Genomic DNA, 12425 nt, shown 5'->3' on the forward strand with positions numbered 1-12425 from the left:
CCATGCACCGCCGCGATCTGTTGCGCTTCAGCGTGGGCGCCAGCGCCTTTCTGGCGGGCGCCAGCCTGGTTGGCTGCAGCGCGCAAACCGCGGCGCCTGGCTTCCAGACACTGCGTGCCGACGACTTGCCACTGCTGCGTGCGCTGTACCCGGTGGTACTGGCCGGCACCCAGGCCACCGAAACGCTGGTGCTGCACAGCCTTGATCGAAAGCTGGCGGCGCTGTCGCCAGAAATGCTCAAACTCACCCGCCAGCTGTTCGACGTACTCAGCCTGCCGCTGACCCGCGGCCCGTTGACCGGTGTCTGGGGTGCCTGGGCGCAAGCCGGGCCCGCGCAGGTCACGGCCTTCCTGCAGCGTTGGCAGGACAGTTCGCTGAACCTGCTGCGCATGGGCCACGCCTCGCTGCTGCAACTGCTGCAAATGGCCTGGTATGAACGCCCCGAGTCCTGGGCGGCCTGCGGCTACCCCGGGCCACCGAAAATCTGAAAACAACAAGAGCATTGCCAATGCCTGTGCCTGACCCGTTTCGCCAAGGCCTTGAACGCGGCTGGATCACCCACGACGCTTCGCGCCTGGAGCACGACCTGCTGCTGGAGGCCGACATTGCCGTGATTGGCAGCGGTGCCGGTGGCGCCACCAGCGCGCAGATGCTCAGCGCTGCCGGTTTCAAGGTGCTGCTGATCGAAGAAGGCCCGCTGAAGACCAGCAGCGACTTCCACCTGCTGGAAAACGAAGCCTACGCCAGCCTGTACCAGGAAGGCCTGGGGCGCATGAGCAAGGATGGCGCCATTACCATCCTGCAAGGCCGCGCCGTGGGCGGTACCACGCTGGTCAACTGGACCTCGAGCTTTCGTACCCCGCCGCAGACACTCTCGCACTGGTCCACGGTCCATAGCGTGGCCGGCTTGAGCGAAGTTGAACTGCGCCCCTGGTTTGAACGCATGGAGCAGGAACTGGGCATTGCGCCTTGGGCCATGCCACCGAATGCCAACAACGACGTATTGCGCCGTGGCTGCGAACAGCTGGGTTATCGCTGGGCGGTGATCCCGCGCAACGTGCGAGGCTGCTGGAACCTGGGCTACTGCGGCATGGGCTGCCCGGTGAATGCCAAGCAATCGATGCTGGTAACGCGCATTCCGGCCACCCTCGAACAAGGCGGCGAACTGCTGTACCTGGCCCGCGCCGAGCGTTTCACGCACGATGGCGAGCGCATCCAGGGCCTGACCTGCCAAGCCCTGGACGCCCAGGGCATCTACCCGACCAGCCGACAGGTCAGCGTGCGCGCCCGCCACTACGTCCTGGCCGGCGGCGGCATCAACAGCCCGGCGCTGCTGTTGCGCTCCAAGGCCCCCGACCCCCATGGCCGCCTGGGCAAACGCACCTTCCTGCACCTGGTCAACTTCAGCGCTGCCCGCTTCAAAGACCGCATCGACCCCTACTACGGCGCCCCGCAGTCGATCTACAGCGACCACTTCCAATGGCAAGACGGCGCTGGCGGCCAGCTGGGCTACAAGCTTGAGGTACCGCCGCTGCACCCGGCCCTGGCCAGCACCTTGCTGGGCGGATACGGCCAGGCGAATGCCCAGCGCATGGCCGAACTGCCGTATACCCATGTGATGCTGGCGCTGCTGCGCGACGGTTTTCACCCCGAGAGCCAGGGCGGCGCCGTGGAACTGCGCGGTGATGGCTCGCCGGTGCTCGATTACCAGGTCACCGACTACCTGCGTGACGGCCTGCGGCGTGCCTACCGCAGCATGGCGCAGATTCAGTTCGCCGCCGGTGCCACCCAGGTAACCCCCGTGCACAGCGATGCCAGCGCTGCTTCCAGCCTGGCGCAAGCCCTGAGCATGATCGACCGCCTGCCCCTGGAGCCGTTTCGCACGCGCCTGGGTAGCGCCCACGTGATGGGCGGCTGTGCAATGGGCGAAGACCCGCGCCAGGCGGTGTGCGACAGCCTGGGCCGCCATCACCAGCTTGCAAACCTGTCGGTTCACGACGGTTCGCTATTCCCCACCAGCATCGGCGCCAACCCGCAATTGTCGGTGTATGCCATCAGCGCCAGGCTCAGCGAAGCACTGGTCGCTCGCCTGGCACACAGCGCATGACAACGAATACGCGCCCTGTCTATAGTGCCATCAGCCGGCCGCATGACTTGGCCGGGGCGCCGTCGCTGCGCTACCATCCGACTCCCCAACGCACTCCAGCCAGGATGACGCGATGAACCGAGTGTTGTACCCGGGTACTTTCGACCCCATTACCAAAGGCCATGGCGACTTGGTCGAGCGCGCTTCGCGCCTGTTCGACCACGTGATCATCGCAGTGGCGGCCAGCCCGAAGAAAAACCCACTGTTCCCGCTGGAACAACGGGTAGCGCTGGCCCGTGAGGTCACCAAGCACCTGCCCAATGTCGAAGTCATCGGCTTCTCTTCGCTGTTGGCGCACTTTGCCAAGGAACAGGGCGCCAATGTGTTCCTGCGCGGCCTGCGTGCGGTGTCCGACTTCGAATACGAGTTCCAGCTGGCGAACATGAACCGGCAACTGGCCCCTGATGTCGAGAGCCTGTTCCTCACGCCATCGGAGCGTTATTCGTTCATTTCCTCGACGTTGGTCCGGGAAATTGCCGCATTGGGCGGTGATATCAGCAAGTTCGTCCACCCGGTGGTGGCCGAGGCGCTGACCGAACGCTTCAAGAAGTAACCTGTAGCGCCTGATCATCGCGCCCGCGTGCACTGCGGGCGCGAATGCGGCACAATTGTGCCCATTGCGTTGAACATGCCCGGGCGAAGCGCCCCGGCCGGAGTCCCCATGTCCCTGATCATCACCGACGATTGCATCAACTGCGACGTCTGCGAACCCGAGTGCCCGAACGAGGCCATCTCCCAAGGCGAAGAGATCTACGTGATCGACCCTAACCTGTGCACCCAGTGCGTGGGACACTACGACGAGCCGCAGTGCCAGCAGGTCTGCCCGGTCGACTGCATCCCGCTGGATGAAGCGCACCCGGAAACCGAAGAACAGCTGATGGCCAAGTATCACCGGATTACCGGCAAGGCCTGAGCCCAAAGGCCTGCGCGGTCCCTGTAGGAGCGGCCTTGTGTCGCGATGGGGTGCGAAGCCCCCCCAGAATTTCAGCTTCGCCGCAGAAATCGCCAGGGCCGCTGCGCGGCCCATCGCGACACAAGGCCGCTCCTACAGGGGACAGCAATCGCCTGTAGGCTTCAGCGCTGGCAACGCGGGCAGAACACGCTCGCCCGCTGCCCCAGCTTGACCTCGCGCAATTCCGTGCCACACACCTTGCACGGCTGCCCGCCCCGCCCGTAGACAAACAATTCCTGCTGGAAGTACCCCGGCTGCCCGTCGCCACCGATAAAGTCGCGCAGGGTAGTACCGCCCTGCTCGATCGCCGCCGCCAGCACCCGCTTGATCTCGATCGCCAGCTTCAGGTAACGCGCCCGGGAAATCCCGCCCGCCGCGCGGCGTGGGTCGATTCCCGCGGCAAACAGCGCCTCGGTGGCGTAGATGTTGCCTACCCCCACCACCACCGCGTTGTCCATGATGAACGGCTTGACCGCCATCGACCGCCCACGCGACAACTGGAACAGCCGCTCACCGTCGAACAGGTCGGTCAGTGGCTCCGGCCCCAGGCGCAGCAGCAGTTCATGGTTCAACGGGTCCAGGCTCCACAGCATGGCGCCAAAGCGGCGTGGGTCGGTGTAGCGCAGCATCAATCCCGACTCCAGCTCGATGTCGACATGCTCATGCTTGGCCGCCGGCAAACCCAGCTCGACCAGGCGCAGGTTGCCCGACATGCCCAAGTGGCTGATCAGGGTGCCGACTTCGGCATTGATCAACAGGTATTTGGCGCGCCGCTCGACCGTGATGATGCGTTGCCCCGACAGGCGCACATCAAGGTCGTCAGGGATCGGCCAGCGCAGGCGCCGGTCACGCACCACCACGCGGCTGACCCGCTGGCCCTCCAGATGAGGCGCGATACCGCGCCGGGTGGTTTCTACTTCGGGTAGTTCCGGCATGTGTCAGTGCCCGCCCAGCTCGCGAATGTTCTGCTTGAGGTTTTCGAAATCGTATTCCGACAAACCAATGTAATCGAGCACCAGCGGGCCGACCACGCTCCATTCGTGGTCGACTGTCTGGTTACCCAGCACCCGGTAGGACGCACAGATGTGCTCGGCCATTTTCAGCACTGCCAGCAGGTTTTTCAGCTGGCTCTGGGTATTGCGGCAGCTCTCGTCGCGGAACACCGCCAGGGCATTGTGGTGGTTGGCGATGGCCGCAGTGAGGTGCTCCGGCAGGCGCCAGGACTTGGCGGTGAAGTAGCCGACCACCGAATGGTTGGTGTTGAAGGCGCGGTTTTCGGTATCGACCACCCGCGTTTCCCCATCGGCCTTGGCATAGGCTTCTTCCAGCACATCCATGTAATTGGGGAAGCGCTTGAGCATCAGCGGCACGCCACAGTCGTGGAACAGGCCGAGGGTATAGGCCTCGTCTGCCGGCTGGATGCCGGTACGCTTGGCCAGGGTCAGGCAGGTCATCGCCACATCCTGGGCGGTGTCCCAGAAGCGGTTGAGGGTAACGATGGTCTCGTCGCTCATCTCGCCCTTGATCGACTGGGCGTTGATCAGGTTGATGATCGAACGGCTGCCCAGCAGGTTCACTGCGCGCTGGATCGAGCCGATCTTGTTGGACAGGCCGAACTGCGCCGAGTTGACCAGCTTGAGCAAGGCACCGGAGAGGCCCGGGTCCTGGGAAATCAGCTTGGCGATGGTTTCCAGGTCAGGGTCGGGCATGTACTGCTCGAACTGCAGGTCGACCATGATCTGCGGTTGCGGCGGGATGGTGATGCCTTGCAAGGCTTGCTGGATCTGTTCGGCGCTGAGTTCTTGGGACATACGTGCACACTCGTTTAGGACCGGCGATTTTAACCCTCTATGTGCTCGCCGTGACAGGTTTTGCGCCTGGGAGATCGAGCGCCGCCCGCGCGGCGCATCGCGGATAAATCCGCTCCTACATTTGTTGCAACGTGGCCATGCCTGTGAGGCCATGGTTGTCAGCCTTGCTGGCTTGACGGGAGTTTGAGGTGGGCATTGATGCCGTCTCACATGAATTGAGACATGCGCCAAGGCGGGCAACCATGGCTTCACAGGTTCGGCACGTTGCAACAAATGTAGGAGCGGATTTATCCGCGATGCGCCGCGCGGGCGGCGCTCGATCTCACAGGCGCTGAAAATATATCGGCGAACACCTGCGGCGCTCGATCTCCCAGCCACCACACCTCTAAAGGCGAAAACAAGGCAGACACGCTATAATCCCGCTCTTTTTCCCGGAGCGACGTCATGTCCCTGCCCAGCCTTCGCCTCAAAGCCAATGCCGACCGCCGCCTGCGCGCCGGCCACCTGTGGGTCTACAGCAACGAAGTCGATGTCAGCGCGACCCCACTGCAAGGCTTCCAGGCCGGCCAGCAGGCCATTCTCGAGGCTGCCAACGGCAAGCCGCTGGGTATCGTCGCACTGAGCCCGAACAACCTGATCTGCGCCCGCCTGCTATCGCGCGACATCAAGCTGCCACTGGACAAGTCGCTGCTGGTACACCGCCTGAACGTGGCCCTGTCGCTGCGCGAGCGCCTGTTCGATCAGCCATGCTACCGCCTGGTCTACGGCGATTCCGACCTGCTGCCAGGCCTGGTGGTCGACCGTTTCTTCGACATCCTCGTGGTACAACTGGTCTCGGCCACCATGGAAGCGCACAAGGACGACGTGATCGCCGCCCTGATCCAGGTGCTCAAGCCCAGCGGCATCCTGTTCAAGAACGACTCCGCCGCCCGCGATGCCGAAGGCCTGCAGCGCTATGTCGAGACCGTCTACGGCGAAGTACCGGACTGGGTGCCGCTGGAAGAGAACGGCGTAAAGTTCGAAGCGCCGGTCCGTGAAGGCCAGAAAACCGGCTGGTTCTACGACCACCGCATGAACCGCGCGCGCCTGGCCCCCTACGTGAAGGGCAAGCGTGTCCTCGACCTGTTCAGCTATATCGGTGGCTGGGGCGTACAGGCCGGCGCGTTCGGCGCCAGCGAAGTGTTCTGCGTCGATGCCTCGGGCTTTGCCCTGGACGGTGTGGAGCGTAACGCCGCGCTGAACGGCATCAGCGAGAAGCTGACCTGCATCGAAGGCGACGTGTTCGAAGCCCTGCGCGAGCTCAAGGCCGCCGAAGAGCGCTTCGACGTGATCATTGCCGACCCTCCCGCGTTCATCAAGCGCAAGAAGGACCTGAAAAACGGCGAAGCGGCCTACCGCCGCCTGAACGAACAGGCCATGCGCATGCTGAACAAGGACGGCATCCTGGTCAGCGCCTCGTGCTCCATGCACCTGCCCGAGGACGACCTGCACAACATCCTGCTGACCAGCGCTCGCCACCTGGACCGCAACATGCAATTGCTGGAGCGCGGCGGCCAAGGCCCAGACCACCCTGTGCACCCGGCCATTGCCGAAACCCGCTACATCAAGAGCATCACCTGCCGCTTGCTGCCAAACAGCTGATCTGTGCCAAAAAGGGCCGCCTTGCGGCCCTTTCCTGCTGCAAACACCCCGCCAACTATCCACATCTGCATTCCCTCACCGCGCCAGCGGTGTAGAATCGGCCTATTCATCGCCAGTCATCCCCGGCGGGTTTATGAGCTCTGGCCAAGCACGCGGCGATCCCGCGCGGTCTTCGGCCCCATCCGTGCCTGTGGCAACCGGCCTGCGGTACAAAGGACAAGAGAAGCTCACTCCCCTTTCTGTGACCTGATTAAGCCGCCAGGAGTGTTTCATGCCTGATTATCGTTCCAAGACTTCCACCCAGGGCCGCAACATGGCCGGCGCCCGGGCCCTGTGGCGCGCCACCGGTATGAAGGACGAAGACTTCAAGAAACCGATCATCGCCATCGCCAACTCGTTCACCCAGTTCGTCCCGGGCCACGTGCACCTGAAGGACCTGGGCCAGCTGGTCGCCCGCGAAATCGAACGCGCCGGTGGCGTGGCCAAGGAATTCAACACCATCGCGGTTGATGACGGCATCGCCATGGGCCACGACGGCATGCTGTACTCGCTGCCAAGCCGCGAGATCATTGCCGACGCCGTGGAATACATGGTCAACGCGCACTGCGCCGACGCCATCGTATGCATCTCCAACTGCGACAAGATCACCCCCGGCATGCTGATGGCCGCCCTGCGCCTGAACATCCCGGTGATCTTCGTGTCCGGCGGCCCGATGGAAGCCGGCAAGACCAAGCTGGCCAGCCACGGCCTGGACCTGGTCGACGCCATGGTCATCGCCGCCGATTCCACCGCGTCCGACGAGAAAGTCGCCGAATACGAGCGCAGCGCCTGCCCGACCTGTGGTTCGTGCTCCGGTATGTTCACCGCCAACTCGATGAACTGCCTGACCGAGGCCCTGGGCCTGGCCCTGCCGGGCAACGGTTCGACCCTGGCCACCCACTCTGATCGCGAGCAGCTGTTCCTGACTGCCGGCCGCACCATTGTCGAGCTGTGCAAACGCTACTACGGCGAGAACGACGAGTCGGTACTGCCACGCAGCATCGCCAACTTCAAGGCGTTCGAAAACGCCATGATGCTCGACATCGCCATGGGCGGTTCGACCAACACCATCCTGCACCTGCTGGCCGCTGCACAGGAAGGCGAGGTGGCGTTTGACCTGCGTGACATCGACCGCCTGTCGCGCAAGGTGCCACAGCTGTGCAAGGTTGCGCCGAATATCCAGAAGTACCACATGGAAGACGTACACCGCGCCGGCGGCATCTTCAGCATCCTCGGTTCGCTGGCCCGTGGCGGCCTGCTGCACACCGACCTGCCGACCGTGCACAGCCGCAGCATGGAAGAAGCCATCGCCAAATGGGACATCACCCAGACTGATGACGAAGCCGTGCACACCTTCTTCAAGGCCGGCCCTGCCGGTATCCCGACCCAGACCGCGTTCAGCCAGTCGACCCGTTGGGAAACCCTGGATGACGACCGCGAAAACGGCTGCATCCGCAGCTTCGAACACGCCTACTCGCAAGAAGGCGGCCTGGCCGTGCTCTACGGCAACATTGCAGTGGACGGTTGTGTGGTGAAAACCGCCGGTGTCGACGAATCGATCCACGTATTCGAAGGCAACGCGAAGATCTTCGAGAGCCAGGACAGCGCCGTGCGCGGCATCCTCGCCGACGAAGTGAAGGCCGGCGACATCGTGATCATCCGCTACGAAGGCCCGAAAGGCGGCCCGGGCATGCAAGAAATGCTGTACCCGACCTCGTACCTGAAGTCCAAAGGCCTGGGCAAGGCCTGCGCCCTGCTCACCGACGGCCGCTTCTCGGGCGGCACCTCGGGCCTGTCGATCGGCCACGCCTCGCCGGAAGCCGCTGCAGGCGGTGCTATCGGCCTGGTGCGCGACGGCGACAAGGTGCTGATCGACATCCCTAACCGTTCGATCAACCTGCTGGTCAGCGACGAAGCGCTGGCCGAGCGCCGCGTCGAGCAGGACAAGAAGGGCTGGAAACCGGCTGAAGTCCGCCCGCGCAAAGTGACCACTGCACTGAAGGCCTATGCCCTGCTGGCGACCAGTGCCGACAAGGGCGCTGTGCGTAACAAGGCGATGTTGGAAGGACTATGATGCTCTGACCGCATAAGAAACCGGCGCCTTGTGCGCCGGTTTTTTTGATTGCTCATTGAAGGTCAATAAAGCGAGGTGGCTGGGTCCGATCGAAACATTGACAGCTTTTGAAGAGCGATTCCAAGTGACTCGTCATCGAACAATTTGCTTTTTCGAGCTGCGGCACCTGCCCCTCCAGACCAACTTTTCAGATGTTCGCGAACTGCCGGGACCGTTGGTTCAACACCATCCTCATGCAACAACCAATCAACGGTGGCCAGTAGCTCCATACCAAATGGAGACTCGAAACCATCGATCAATTCGGCAGTAAACTCCAACGCCGGCAAATAGGCCTTGGCTTCACTATTCAAATACGCCTGTACAAATGACTTTCGCCCCTCATCAAACCAGATCACGTCCAGAGGGCCTGCATCGCTGATCCGCTTTCCGCAGTGCAAATAGCTGCCATCCAGGTTGTCTAGCAGGTGCTCAAGCCGGTTGGCGTAAGGACCATACTTATGGGCGACAAACTTCAACTCCAATGGATTGATGCCTGGCGTGAATCGCTCGATTGATCGCTCCAGAAACCAAGCAAGCTTCTGGACTTCAAGCAAGCTGCACTCCATCCCTAACACCCAATAGCGGCGCACCAGCTCTGCGATCAATGCTCGAGCCGGGGTCAAGTTCTCAACACCACTGCGTTTGGAAACGTTTTGATAATTTGCCGTAGGCTCGAAAACGAGAATATCCGTATCCAGATCACTTAGAACGCTCTGAATCTGTTCTCGTACCGCAGCCCAAGGCAACCCTCCATTACCAGCGCCAAGTGGAGGGATAGCAATCGATGCCACTTGGTTCTCGATAATGAAGGTGCGCAAATCATGGAGACCATCGACGATCCAGCCAATTTGCGAAGGGGAGCGCCAATGCCGTTTGGTTGGAAAATTCACAATCCAGCGCGGACCGTCCAGCTCACGTACCTCGGTGACAAACATCTTCCCGGTAACTACTTCTTTCGCTTTGCAGGCAGCAGCATACTGACGATAGTTTTCGGCAAAACGCTCCTTGAACATCAGCGCGATGCCTTTCCCCATCACCCCTACGGTGTTGACTGTATTAACCAGCGCTTCGGCCTTGGCCTCCAGCAGGTTACCTTGCATAAAGCGGATCATCAGAAGTACCACCCAGGGCGAGCATATACGGGGAGGTTCAGCTGACGTTGCTGAACCTCCTTGTCGACACGACTCTTCAAAGCTTCGTTGTAGCAGACAATTCCCAGAAGGCCAGCGACCGGGACATGTCCATGGATAAGGGCCTCAGCCTGATAACGTTCCATTTTTCGAGGGTCATCAGGGTCACGTTTGAAGTCCCTGCGCTGCAAAATCTCCCAATCGATTTTGTCCAGCTGCGTGAGATCGCTGTAATAGCCGGCCCAATGCGGGTAGGCATGGGCGTCCGTGAAGACAATCCGCAGACCCAGCGACTGCGCATGGTACAGGCTGGAGACAAGAATCACGATCTCTTCGTTCCGCCGCTGAGGAACGCCCCACCCCGAATGGATGTTCTTCATCATCACGGAGAACGGGGTGAAGTAGAAAGGCACATAATCTGCCAGCGTCCCATTGGGCTCTATCGGCACGTGGCGTTGCGCTCGCTTGCTGATCAGCTCTGGATTACCGATTCCAACGTAAGCGCTGGAAAGCTTCCCGGAGGAGACAGCGTGCAGCCCATGATCCAGAAGCCACGGCAGGTTATCGCGGTGAACAATTCGCCAGATCAGCGCCTTGGATGGGTTGAGACTGGAATAGATCATCTAGGTGGGAACATGTTTGGATTCGAGTCGATCCACAGATTGCCCATCCCCGCTCCTCTAGCCTCCCGCGCCACGAATTGCTGGATTTCAGGTGATGGCGTATAGATTTTTGCAAACTGGGCCACCAATACTGGGCCCGGAGCTAAGCACTCAGCCATGCAAATGTGCTTGCACAAAGGATCACGATACTCTCGTCGCTCCATCATGTCCCAGTCAATCGCTCCAACCCCTGCTTCATAATCTAGTAATTCAAGAGTGCCACCGGCTAATGGATGCCTTGGTATCACCCGCCAATTTGACTCACGAGCGTGATTCCTGGCCACGGCAATCAACACAAAACGCTCGTCCGGTCGGTCCTGATGCACTCTGCCATCGAAGGGGTTTTTCGCAAACCAGTGAAATGGCACAAACTGTTCCAGAGCCTCGCCACGCCGACCTTCGATAATTTCAGGATCAGCGATATCGGTGAACCCCGCCTCCAGATGGGCTCTGGGAAGCAAGCCCCTTCGCATGATGGAAGGGACATTTTCGATGCTTGTCAGATGGTAGATGAACTGCTGATCTCGAATAGCCACTGGCAACCTCTGGCAGAAATGATATCTATGTGCCATCAACCATAGTCATTGGATCTACATCTGCCAGGGCGCAGCCGGTTTAAATAGAACCTAACCCTTACTGAATCTGCTCCGGCGTCACGATCACCCAGTTCTTGTCCGCCGTCACCGGCAACCCTTCTTTGGCCTGCGCCGCCGCATGCCTGGCAATCATCCCGTTCAGCTGGTCCATGTACTTGGCCTTGCGGTTTATCCACAGGTGGATGCCGCCCTTGCCCACGTCCACCCCATGAAACTGCATGTAGCCATCACTGCTCGCCGTATCGCCACCCACCAGCACCGGCTTCTTCCATTCATCGATGTAGGTCAGGATCGCCGCCTGCTTGCCCGCCATCCAGGTGGCCGGGGTCCACAGGTACGGGGTCAGCTCCAAGCCTTCGTTGGCCTTGGCGTCGTAGTGCCCGGCGCTGATCTGCTTACGCGCGGTGGTCAGTTGGCCGCTGGCGCGGTCCTTGAGCAGCAGGCTTACACCAATCACATTCTGCGGCTTCACGTTGTAGCCGTACTTCGGGTCCGAGGCGACCATGCGCACCAGCTCTTCGGAGGCGGCCGAGATCACATAGACCTCGATACCGTTCTCCATCAGCTTGTTGTACAGCTCGGCTTGGCCCTGAAACACCTTGGGCGGCTGCACTTCGATGGCCTTGACCTGGTCGCCTTCGTAATACGTGGCGGGGATCGGCTTGTTCGATGCCATCAGCTCATCCACCTGCACCTTCAACTCCTTGAGGGTAAAGCCGGAGAACACCTGGGCCACCCACGGGTAGCAAACCATGTCGTCGACTTCACACAAACGGTAGTAGTAGCTGAACAGGCTTTCCTTCTGCTCGGCGGTGTCCTTGAACGGCATCAGCTTCAGCGACGGGTCGAGCTTGTCGCGGCTCAGCAGCCCCTTGTTTTCCATAAACGGCAGCAAGGCTTCCTCAAGGTCGTAGCGGTAACTGGTGTTGTCCATGTCGAACACCGCATAGTTACCTTTATTGGCATTGGCGGCGATCATGCTGTCGAGCTGCCTGGCGGCCTCGGCAGGCCAATGTTTGAGCTCGGTGGCGAAGGTTTCGATACTGAACAGCAGGGACAGGCCGATGGCGGCGGCTTTCACAGCGACTCTCATGCACGAATCTCCTGAAATGACCCAGAAACGCTAGTGCAACTGTCCCGGTCGGCAGCCACCGATAACGACCTCCAGGCAGCAGCAAACGCCGTGTTCATTGCAATCTGCGACACGCCGTTATTCCATAAACGACTATGCACATTCCATTTGGGTATAAATTCGTTTGTTTTCAGGCTGTTAGCATTTCCGTTCGCAATCGCTCACAGAGGCGATGCCTCTTCTGCTTTTTTCTGCTGGAGCTT

At 60.9% G+C, this 12425-nt stretch carries 12 protein-coding genes; 6 read left to right on the forward strand and 6 right to left on the reverse strand.

Going from position 1 to position 12425, the window contains the following annotated elements; all coding sequences use genetic code 11:
• The first annotated feature begins 2 nt into the window (after nucleotides 1-2).
• The 4 genes from ACIP02_RS01450 to ACIP02_RS01465 all read left to right on the forward strand — a co-directional run bounded on the left by ACIP02_RS01450 (nucleotide 3) and on the right by ACIP02_RS01465 (nucleotide 3059).
• On the forward strand, nucleotides 3-488 hold the full coding sequence (locus ACIP02_RS01450) for a twin-arginine translocation pathway signal protein (RefSeq protein WP_400612518.1): 486 nt from the start codon (nucleotides 3-5) through the stop codon (nucleotides 486-488).
• Between the two features lie 20 nt (nucleotides 489-508).
• Nucleotides 509-2107, forward strand: a complete 1599-nt coding sequence (locus ACIP02_RS01455; RefSeq protein WP_400612521.1) for a GMC family oxidoreductase N-terminal domain-containing protein — start codon at nucleotides 509-511, stop codon at nucleotides 2105-2107.
• 112 nt (nucleotides 2108-2219) lie between these two features.
• Nucleotides 2220-2699 carry a pantetheine-phosphate adenylyltransferase gene (gene coaD / locus ACIP02_RS01460; RefSeq protein WP_016489662.1) on the forward strand — a complete coding sequence of 160 codons (480 nt, stop codon included), beginning with the start codon at nucleotides 2220-2222 and terminating at the stop codon, nucleotides 2697-2699.
• Between the two features lie 108 nt (nucleotides 2700-2807).
• Nucleotides 2808-3059 carry a YfhL family 4Fe-4S dicluster ferredoxin gene (locus tag ACIP02_RS01465; RefSeq protein WP_400612523.1) on the forward strand — a complete coding sequence of 84 codons (252 nt, stop codon included), beginning with the start codon at nucleotides 2808-2810 and terminating at the stop codon, nucleotides 3057-3059.
• 161 nt (nucleotides 3060-3220) lie between these two features.
• Here ACIP02_RS01465 and mutM read toward each other — a convergent pair whose 3' ends face one another.
• Both mutM and ACIP02_RS01475 read right to left on the reverse strand, forming a co-directional pair.
• Nucleotides 3221-4033 (reverse strand): bifunctional DNA-formamidopyrimidine glycosylase/DNA-(apurinic or apyrimidinic site) lyase, encoded by an 813-nt coding sequence (gene mutM, locus ACIP02_RS01470; RefSeq protein WP_400612525.1) that lies wholly within the window; start codon nucleotides 4031-4033, stop codon nucleotides 3221-3223.
• A gap of 3 nt (nucleotides 4034-4036) precedes the next feature.
• Nucleotides 4037-4855, reverse strand: coding sequence for an HDOD domain-containing protein (locus ACIP02_RS01475; protein ID WP_400613244.1), 819 nt, complete (start codon nucleotides 4853-4855; stop codon nucleotides 4037-4039).
• A gap of 498 nt (nucleotides 4856-5353) precedes the next feature.
• Here ACIP02_RS01475 and ACIP02_RS01480 point away from each other — a divergent pair, with 498 nt between their 5' ends.
• Nucleotides 5354-6550: a class I SAM-dependent rRNA methyltransferase gene (locus tag ACIP02_RS01480; protein ID WP_400612528.1), complete on the forward strand. Its 1197-nt coding sequence runs from the start codon at nucleotides 5354-5356 to the stop codon at nucleotides 6548-6550.
• A 271-nt stretch (nucleotides 6551-6821) separates the two neighbouring features.
• Nucleotides 6822-8663 carry a dihydroxy-acid dehydratase gene (gene ilvD, locus ACIP02_RS01485; protein WP_400612530.1) on the forward strand — a complete coding sequence of 614 codons (1842 nt, stop codon included), beginning with the start codon at nucleotides 6822-6824 and terminating at the stop codon, nucleotides 8661-8663.
• Nucleotides 8664-8725: 62 nt separating this feature from the next.
• Here ilvD and ACIP02_RS01490 read toward each other — a convergent pair whose 3' ends face one another.
• From ACIP02_RS01490 to ACIP02_RS01505, 4 genes are all read right to left on the reverse strand, one after another.
• A complete protein-coding gene (locus ACIP02_RS01490; protein WP_400612533.1) occupies nucleotides 8726-9814 on the reverse strand; it encodes a macro domain-containing protein in 1089 nt (362 codons plus the stop codon).
• Entirely contained in the window at nucleotides 9814-10455 is a 642-nt protein-coding gene (locus ACIP02_RS01495; RefSeq protein WP_400612535.1) for a DUF4433 domain-containing protein, read from the reverse strand. The genes ACIP02_RS01490 and ACIP02_RS01495 overlap by 1 nt, the downstream gene beginning before the upstream one ends.
• Nucleotides 10452-11030 carry a DarT ssDNA thymidine ADP-ribosyltransferase family protein gene (locus tag ACIP02_RS01500; RefSeq protein ID WP_400612537.1) on the reverse strand — a complete coding sequence of 193 codons (579 nt, stop codon included), beginning with the start codon at nucleotides 11028-11030 and terminating at the stop codon, nucleotides 10452-10454. The genes ACIP02_RS01495 and ACIP02_RS01500 overlap by 4 nt, the downstream gene beginning before the upstream one ends.
• A 97-nt stretch (nucleotides 11031-11127) precedes the next feature.
• Nucleotides 11128-12183: a haloacid dehalogenase-like hydrolase gene (locus ACIP02_RS01505; RefSeq protein WP_400612539.1), complete on the reverse strand. Its 1056-nt coding sequence runs from the start codon at nucleotides 12181-12183 to the stop codon at nucleotides 11128-11130.
• Nucleotides 12184-12425: the final 242 nt, after the last annotated feature.

It is taken from the genome of Pseudomonas sp. NPDC089408 (assembly GCF_044749445.1).
Classification (GTDB): Bacteria; Pseudomonadota; Gammaproteobacteria; order Pseudomonadales; family Pseudomonadaceae; genus Aquipseudomonas.

Excerpts from the sequence above, each read along its gene's own strand:
- ACIP02_RS01450 (WP_400612518.1), top strand. The coding sequence starts at position 3 with ATGCACCGCCGCGATCTGTTGCGCTTCAGCGTGGGCGCCAGCGCCTTT.
- ACIP02_RS01455 (WP_400612521.1), top strand. The coding sequence starts at position 509 with ATGCCTGTGCCTGACCCGTTTCGCCAAGGCCTTGAACGCGGCTGGATC.
- coaD (WP_016489662.1), top strand. The coding sequence starts at position 2,220 with ATGAACCGAGTGTTGTACCCGGGTACTTTCGACCCCATTACCAAAGGC.
- ACIP02_RS01465 (WP_400612523.1), top strand. The coding sequence starts at position 2,808 with ATGTCCCTGATCATCACCGACGATTGCATCAACTGCGACGTCTGCGAA.
- mutM (WP_400612525.1), bottom strand. The coding sequence starts at position 4,033 with ATGCCGGAACTACCCGAAGTAGAAACCACCCGGCGCGGTATCGCGCCT.
- ACIP02_RS01480 (WP_400612528.1), top strand. The coding sequence starts at position 5,354 with ATGTCCCTGCCCAGCCTTCGCCTCAAAGCCAATGCCGACCGCCGCCTG.
- ilvD (WP_400612530.1), top strand. The coding sequence starts at position 6,822 with ATGCCTGATTATCGTTCCAAGACTTCCACCCAGGGCCGCAACATGGCC.
- ACIP02_RS01490 (WP_400612533.1), bottom strand. The coding sequence starts at position 9,814 with ATGATCCGCTTTATGCAAGGTAACCTGCTGGAGGCCAAGGCCGAAGCG.
- ACIP02_RS01495 (WP_400612535.1), bottom strand. The coding sequence starts at position 10,455 with ATGATCTATTCCAGTCTCAACCCATCCAAGGCGCTGATCTGGCGAATT.
- ACIP02_RS01505 (WP_400612539.1), bottom strand. The coding sequence starts at position 12,183 with ATGAGAGTCGCTGTGAAAGCCGCCGCCATCGGCCTGTCCCTGCTGTTC.